A 7,190-nucleotide genomic window follows, 5' to 3' on the forward strand; every position below is an offset into this window, starting at 1 on the left:
TGGCTCACGAATGTGGCGGTCCCGTGGGCGGAGGCCGCGAAGTTCCAGGCAAGCACCGACACCGGACGATTGATCGGTCCGTTCAATCCCGCCCTGCTGACCCCCGCCATCTCGTCCGCCTTCCTCGACCTCGCGGTCGCCGAACAGAAGAACACCTCGCTGGGCAAACGCAGCAGGGAAGTCATCATCCTGACGGTAGGCGCGGTCTGGCGGTCCCCCTACGAGCTTTACGCGCATCGCGCCGTAGCGCGTCAGGTCGGCCTCCCCGACGAGGCGGTGCGGACATTGGCCGACGGTGGGCTGCCGGGGGATCTCACAGAAACCGAGACGATGGTCCACCGTGTCGCCCGCGCGCTCTCGGGCGAGCACCGTCTCGACGACGCGCTGTACCGCGATGCGGAAGCGCTGCTCGGCGCGAAAGGGGTGATGGAAGCCGCCGTGCTAACCGGCATCTATCACACGGTCTGTGCGATCCTCAACGCCTTCGAGATACCCGCGCCCTCCTGAGCCTCCGCAAGCTGTCGACTGCACGAGCGGATGGGTGTTAGCTAAAGGGCGGGATCGTCCGGTGTGAGGTGCTCGGTGGACGAAGGCGCGGTTTTGCCCGACCGGCGTGAGTTTGTTCCGGCGGAGACGGTGCGCGAGAGCACGCGCTCCCGGGTGACCCGGCTTTTCGCGGCTGGGCCCACTGTGATCCGCAAAGAGATGCTGGGGTCAGAGGCGCCGCGGCGACTCCGCCACGAGGGGGCCCTGCTGGAACGGCTGCGCGGCGTGGTGGGCGTGGCGCAGCTGCTGGACGAGCCGCGCTTCCCCGGGTCCCTCACGCTCGCCGACGCCGGCCAGACGAGCCTCGCGGACTTGCCGAAACCGCTCGCCCCTGAAGACCTGATCGGAGTGGCGACGGCGCTGGCTGAGGCGGTGGCGGCCATGCACGGCCGCGGTGTCATGCATCGCGACATCTGCCCGGCCAACATCGTGATATCGGCCGACGGCGCGCCGTGTCTCGTGAGTTTCGGCCTGGCGGGATCACTGGCCGAGATCCGCCCGGACTTCACCCACCACAACCAGATCGTCGGCACGCTGCCGTATCTGGCGCCCGAGCAGACTGGCCGGACGGGCCGGCCGGTCGATCAGCGAGCCGACCTTTATGCGTTGGGCGCCACCCTGTACGAATTGGCGACGGGCAGACTGCCATTCGACTCCCAAGACCCGCTGCGGCTTACGCACGATCACCTGGCCCGCATGCCGGAGCCACCGGGTGACTGCAATCCCTCGATGCCCGAGGCGCTGTCGGCGATCATCATGCATCTGCTGGAAAAAGAGCCCGACGACCGCTACCAGTCGGCCGACGGAGTGATTCACGACCTGCGGCAGATCGGCGAGACCGGCGCCGCGCCGGCGCCCGTGCCGAGCGTCGGCGGGCGGGATTTCCCCTTGCGGCTGATGGCGCCGTCGCGGCTGATAGGTCGCGACGACGAGCTGGTCGCAATGAGCACGGCTTTCACCGGGGCGCTGACCGGTCGATGCCGCGGCGTGCTGGTGAGCGGAGCCCCCGGCGTGGGCAAGACCGCACTGGTCGATCAGCTGCGCCCGATCGTGACCGGCCACGACGGTTGGTTCGTCGCGGGCAAATTCGACCAGTACCGGCGCGATCTGGAGTCCGGTGGGTTCTTCCAGGCATTCCGTGCCCTCGGCCGGCTGTTGCTATCCGAACCCGAGGATTCGCTAATCGAGATCCGCGAGAAGATCTTGGCGGCACTCGGTCCGAATGCGGGTTTGGCCGCCGCGGCGGTGCCGGAGTTCTCGGCGGCGCTGGGCGTGCCCGCGGAGGCGGGTGACCCTCTGACCGCCCAGGTGCGGATGCAGCACAGCGCGGTGTCAGCGCTGCGCGCGGTGGCCTCGCGGGAACGGCCGGTGGTGGTGTTCGTCGACGACGTGCAGTGGGCGAGCGGCATCGCCGTCGGCTTCATCGATCTCGTGCTCCGCGAAGGGGTAGAGGGCTTGCTGCTGGTCGGTGCTCACCGCGACGACATCGACCCGGCGGATCCGCTGTCGGCCTCAGTGCCGCGGTGGCGCGAGCAGCCCGGCGTGACCCACCTCCAACTGTTGAACCTGCCGGCGTCGGGCGTGGCCGACTTGGTCGCCGAGATCCTGCGCGTCGACCGGGTTGCCGCGGGCGCGTTGGCCGATCTCGTCGCGGCGCACACCCGGGGCAATCCCTACGAGACGGTGGAGTTGCTCAACACCCTGCGGCAGGAGGGCATCCTGTCTGTGACCTCGACCGGCTGGCGTTGGGACGACGCGGCCGTGCGCGCGCTCATGGCCCGCTCAGAGGCGACACGATTCCCGTTGGCACGGTTGGCGGCCCTTTCCGCCCGCTCGCGCGAAGCGGTACAGGTGATGGCGTGTCTCGGCGGGCGCGCCGAGCTCGGCGTGCTGGCGGCCGCGATGGCTGAGTCGACCGAAACGGTGGAGCAGCGCCTCGCACCGGCTCTGGAAGAGGGCGTTTTGGTGGCCGAGATCGGGGCACACGACGCGGTGCAGTTCCGCCATGACCGCATCCGCGAAGCGATCCTGGCCGAGGTTGATAGCGAGCTGCTGCGGACGCTGCATCTTGCGGCGGCGCGGCGGCTCGCGGCCAGACCGGAACTTTTCGCCATTGCCGCCGAGCAATACCTACCGGTCATTGGCGAGGTCACCGACGCCGGGGAGCGATCTCAGACGGTGCAACTGCTGCATCGCGCCGCCGAGCAGGCCACGTTGGTGGGGGACTACGGCCAAGTTCACACGCTGCTCTCGAGCGCGTTGCGGATCGCCGATCCGCGCGACACCGCCGCACTGATCCAGCTGCACACCGGGCGCCTCACCGCCCTGTTCTGTCTAGGCCGGCTTGAGCAGGCCGACGACGACTACCGCGTTATCGAACGCCTCAGCGCCGACGCGCTGCAGCGGGTGGACGCAACCTGCGTGCAAGTGCGCAGCCTGACCAACCGCAAGCTTTACTCCGAGGCGCTCGAGCTCGCCATGACCGCACTGCGCGAACTCGGTACCGCCGTCCCTCCCCCCGAGCGGCTTCCGGAGCTGTTGGAGCGCTATTTCGACTACTTATACCGGTGGCTGGACCATACCGACGACGCCGATGATCTGCGTCGGCCCGAAGTCACCGATCCGTCCCTGCTCGGAGTGACCTGTCTGTTCAACGCGGTGTTTCCGACCGCGACGTTCGCCGGGGACATGTACCTGCAGGCTTGGCTGAGCCTTGAGGCGCTGCAAATTTGGCTCGACCACGGCACCGCCCGTGGCCTCGTCGGACCGGCAAGCTATTCGGCGGCCACCGCCATCGCGGTACGCGACGACTACGGCGCCGCGCACCGGGCCGCACGCCGCATTGTGGCGTTGGGCGAAGCCCGCGGTTATGAGCCCGAAAGCTCACTGGCACGGTTCGTTTCGTCCTACTTCGGTTCCTGGTTCGAACCACTCGAAGTCTGTGTCGAACGAGCAAAGCAGGCAGGCGAAGGGCTGATCAAAGGTGGCGATCTGGCCACCGCCGGTTATACCGTGGCCCACACTTACGGGGGGCGCCTCGATCTCGTGCCGACGCTCGACATCTATGTCGCCGAGGCGGAAAAGGCATTGTCCTTCGTGCGCCGGGTCGGCATCGACCCGATGAGTCAGTGGGTACTGGCCTACCAGTCGTTGGCAGATGCGCTTCGCGGCGAGCGTTCCGACCCGTCAGAACGGGACGCCCAAACGGACGTTTATGCCGCCGACTCGGCAGTGCCGTTCTATGGAGATCTCAGCCAAGCCATCGCGGCCGCGATTTTCAACGATGCGGCCGGTCTTCGACGGCACACCGCTGCGGCCATAGAGGCGCTGCCGTTTGCCCTTGGCAACTATGTGACCGCGGTGGCACGTCTGCTGCGGGGCCTTGCCCTCGCCACCGAAGCTCGAACCGCCGGGGCGGATGAAAGGCCGGGAATGCTTGCGGAATTGGACGGCCTGATCGGCTGGCTGCAGGCTCGTGCCCGGGACGCGCCGATGAACTTCATGCACCTGCTACGGCTGCTGGAGGCCGAACGGGCTTGGGCCGCAGGTGATTTGGGCGCTGCGGCGCTGGCCTTCGATTCCGCCCGTGACGAGGTTGCCGCGCGGCAACGCCCGTGGCATCAGGCGCTCATCACCGAGCGCGCGGCCCTCTTCGCCATGGCAAGGGGTCTGCAACACGCCGGATTGGAACTTCTTGTCCGGGCCCGTCAGCAGTACCTGGTCTGGGGCGCAACGGCGAAAGCGCACCAGCTTGACCAGGCGTACCCCGCGCTGCGCCAACACGCCCAGACAGTGGGCGAAATCGACAGCCAGCGACCGGGTGGACTGCGCGGCGAAGCGTCCACGCTGAACACCGGTACCGTCGATTTGCTCGGAATCCTCTCCGCTTCGAGGGCTTTGAGCTCGGAAACCACTGTGGAGGGCCTGCACGCCCGCGTCGTGGACGTGCTCGCCGCCATGACCGGCGCGACCGCCGTCCGGCTGCTGCTCTGCAGTGACGACGGCCAAGCCTGGTCATCACCTGCGATGGCGGTCGGCACGCCGGGCGGCCGCCACGCCGCCCCCGACTCGGTGCTGCGCTACGTCGAGCGGATGCGGGAACCGCTCGTCGTCACCGACGCCGCGAGTGACGACCGCTTCGCCCTCGACCCGTATTTCGCCGACGTGGATCGCTGCTCGCTGCTGGCGCTGCCGATCCTCGGCCGCGGTCGGTTGCGCGCGGTGTTACTGCTGGAAAATCGCTTGATCCGCGGTGCATTCACCGCCGACCGCCTCGATCCGGTCAAGCTGATCGCCGGCCAGCTCGCGGTGTCCCTCGATAATGCCCGCCTGTACGCCGACGTTGCGGCGTCGCGCGCCCGGATCGTGGCCGCCGCCGACCAGGCCCGCCGCCGTATCGAACGCGACCTGCACGACGGCGCTCAACAGCAGCTGGTTTCGCTGGCGATGCAGCTGCGTGTGATGCGCGAAGAGGTGTCGCCCAGCGCCCATGAACTGCGCTCGCAGCTGGACCGCGCCATCACCCAAGCCACCGGTGCGCTCGATGAGCTGCGTGAGCTATCGCGTGGCATCCACCCGGCGACCCTGGCGAAAGGTGGTCTCGGCCCCGCCTTGAACGCGCTCGCCCGTCGCTCGCCGTTACCTGTGGCGCTTGCCGTGCGCGTGGCCGAGCGGTTACCCGACCAGGTCGAGGTCAGCACCTACTACACCGTCGCCGAGGTATTGACGAACGCGGCCAAGTACTCTCACGCCAAGACCATCACCGTGACAGTCGATCATGACGCTGCCCGCGGCGCCTTGCGCATCGAGGTCGTCGACGACGGCGTCGGCGGTGCCGACTTCAACGGCGGCACGGGGCTCCTCGGCCTCAAAGACCGAGCCGAGGCGCTGGGTGGCCAGGTCGAGCTGCAGAGTTCACCCGGCGCCGGAACGACGGTACGGGTACGGTTTCCGGTGACCCGCGCGAAGGGCGACCCGTCGGAATGACTACGTGAGCCGCTTAATGGCGCTGGCCGCACCTACCTGCTAGCCGGTATGCGCAGTTGAAGCCAGCTGCGATGTGAGGCGATTTACCCACGCCAACACTGGATTGAGGCGCCCCATTACCCGAACACACGATCAAGCGCCGCCACTGCCGAATTCGGCGGGATGGAGTTTCGCTGTGGGATCGCGCCAGACAACATGGTTTCCAGTGAGATCCGTGTGGAACGCGGCGCACCACGGCCGCAGCATCGCCCCGCTCGCGCGTGGGCCAGGGACGCAGTGACCGCCGTTGCGCTGGCAGGACCGGTTCGACGTGCTACCGATCGAGCCGTGCATGCGATGACACCCAACGAGTGGTCGATGACCCCAACCCAGGCCGGAGCGGGCCGCCGCGGCGGGCGGTCACCGGTGGCGCCGAGCTACCCGCTATGGCTGGGGGTCGTCGTTGCCGCGACATTCATCGTCGCCGAGACCATCGCGGTGCGGCTGCTTTCCTCGATTGCACCGCACAGCACCCTCGGCGCGCTGTATCTCCTTGGTGTCCTGGTCATCTCATCGTTCTGGAACATCGGTCTGGCGGTGCTGACGACGCTGGTCAGTGCGGCGGTGTACCTGGAGATGCACCTCGACGCCGCCGGCGGCTGGCTGCCGTCCCACCCGGCGCAGCTTCTCCCGCTCGCGGTTTTCCTGCCCCTCGGCCTCCTGACGAATGCGCTGGCGGGCCGGGCCCGGCTGCGCGCGACGGAAACCAGACGGGCGGCGGACCAGGTCAGCCAGTTGGCGCAATGCCAGGCGGCCCTGCGCCGGGTGGCGACGCTCGTCGCCCGGGGCGTTTCTCCGGCTGAGGTCTTCACCGCGGTCGCCGATGAGGTCGCCAACGCGTTGCGGGTGCAGAACTGCATGTTGGTGCGCTACTCGGGCAACGACTCGTGTGAGCTGGTCGCGGCCCACGACACGGTTCAGCTGGAGAAGATCCCGGTCGGCGGCGTGTTCCCGCTGAACGGCGAGAACGTCGCGACGATGGTGTTCCGCAGCGGCACGACCGCCCGAATGGACAGCCACGAGCATGCGGCCGGCCCGATCGCCGCAGCGGTCCGCGGCGTGGGCATTCGCTCGGCCGTGGGCGCGCCCATCGAGGTTGACGGTCGGCTCTGGGGGGCGGCGGTCATCGCCTCCTCCGGACCGGAGCCGCACCCGCCCCACACCGAGGCGCGGCTGGCGGATTTCGCCGAGCTGGTCGCCACTGCGATCGCCAATGCGCAAGCGCGCGACGAGTTGATGGCCTCGCGGGCCCGCATCGTGACCGCCGGTGACGAGGCCAGGCGACGCATCGAACGCAACCTCCACGACGGCGCGCAGCAACGCCTCGTCACGTTGAGGCTGCGCCTTCAGGCGCTGCAGGCGTCCCTGCCCGCCGACGGCGAACTGCAACTCGAGATCGGCGAGCTCGCCGACGAAGCCGCGGCGGCCAGCGAGGAACTGCGTCAGCTCTCCCGCGGCATCCATCCGGCTGTGCTTTCCAACGCGGGCCTCGGCCCGGCGCTGCGTGCCCTGTGCCGCCGTTTCGCCATGCCCGTCGAGCTGCGCGTCGATGTCGCGCGCCGATTGCCCAAGTCCGTCGAGGTGGCGGTGTATTACGTTGTGGCAGAGGCGCTCACCAA

Annotated in this window: 3 protein-coding genes; all 3 read left to right on the top strand. The window is 68.4% G+C overall.

The window, feature by feature from the left end:
- Nucleotides 1-507, top strand: a 507-nt coding sequence (locus VMD50_RS06360; RefSeq protein WP_325425957.1) for a carboxymuconolactone decarboxylase family protein, incomplete at its 5' end; no start/stop codon positions are given.
- A 75-nt stretch (nucleotides 508-582) separates the two neighbouring features.
- Nucleotides 583-5,532, top strand: coding sequence for an AAA family ATPase (locus tag VMD50_RS06365; RefSeq protein ID WP_325425959.1), 4,950 nt, complete (start codon nucleotides 583-585; stop codon nucleotides 5,530-5,532).
- Between the two features lie 357 nt (nucleotides 5,533-5,889).
- On the top strand, nucleotides 5,890-7,190 hold a 1,301-nt coding region (locus tag VMD50_RS06370), incomplete at its 3' end, for a GAF domain-containing protein (protein WP_325425960.1).

The sequence above is a fragment of the Mycobacterium sp. genome (assembly GCF_035506235.1).
Taxonomy (GTDB): domain Bacteria; phylum Actinomycetota; class Actinomycetes; order Mycobacteriales; family Mycobacteriaceae; genus Mycobacterium.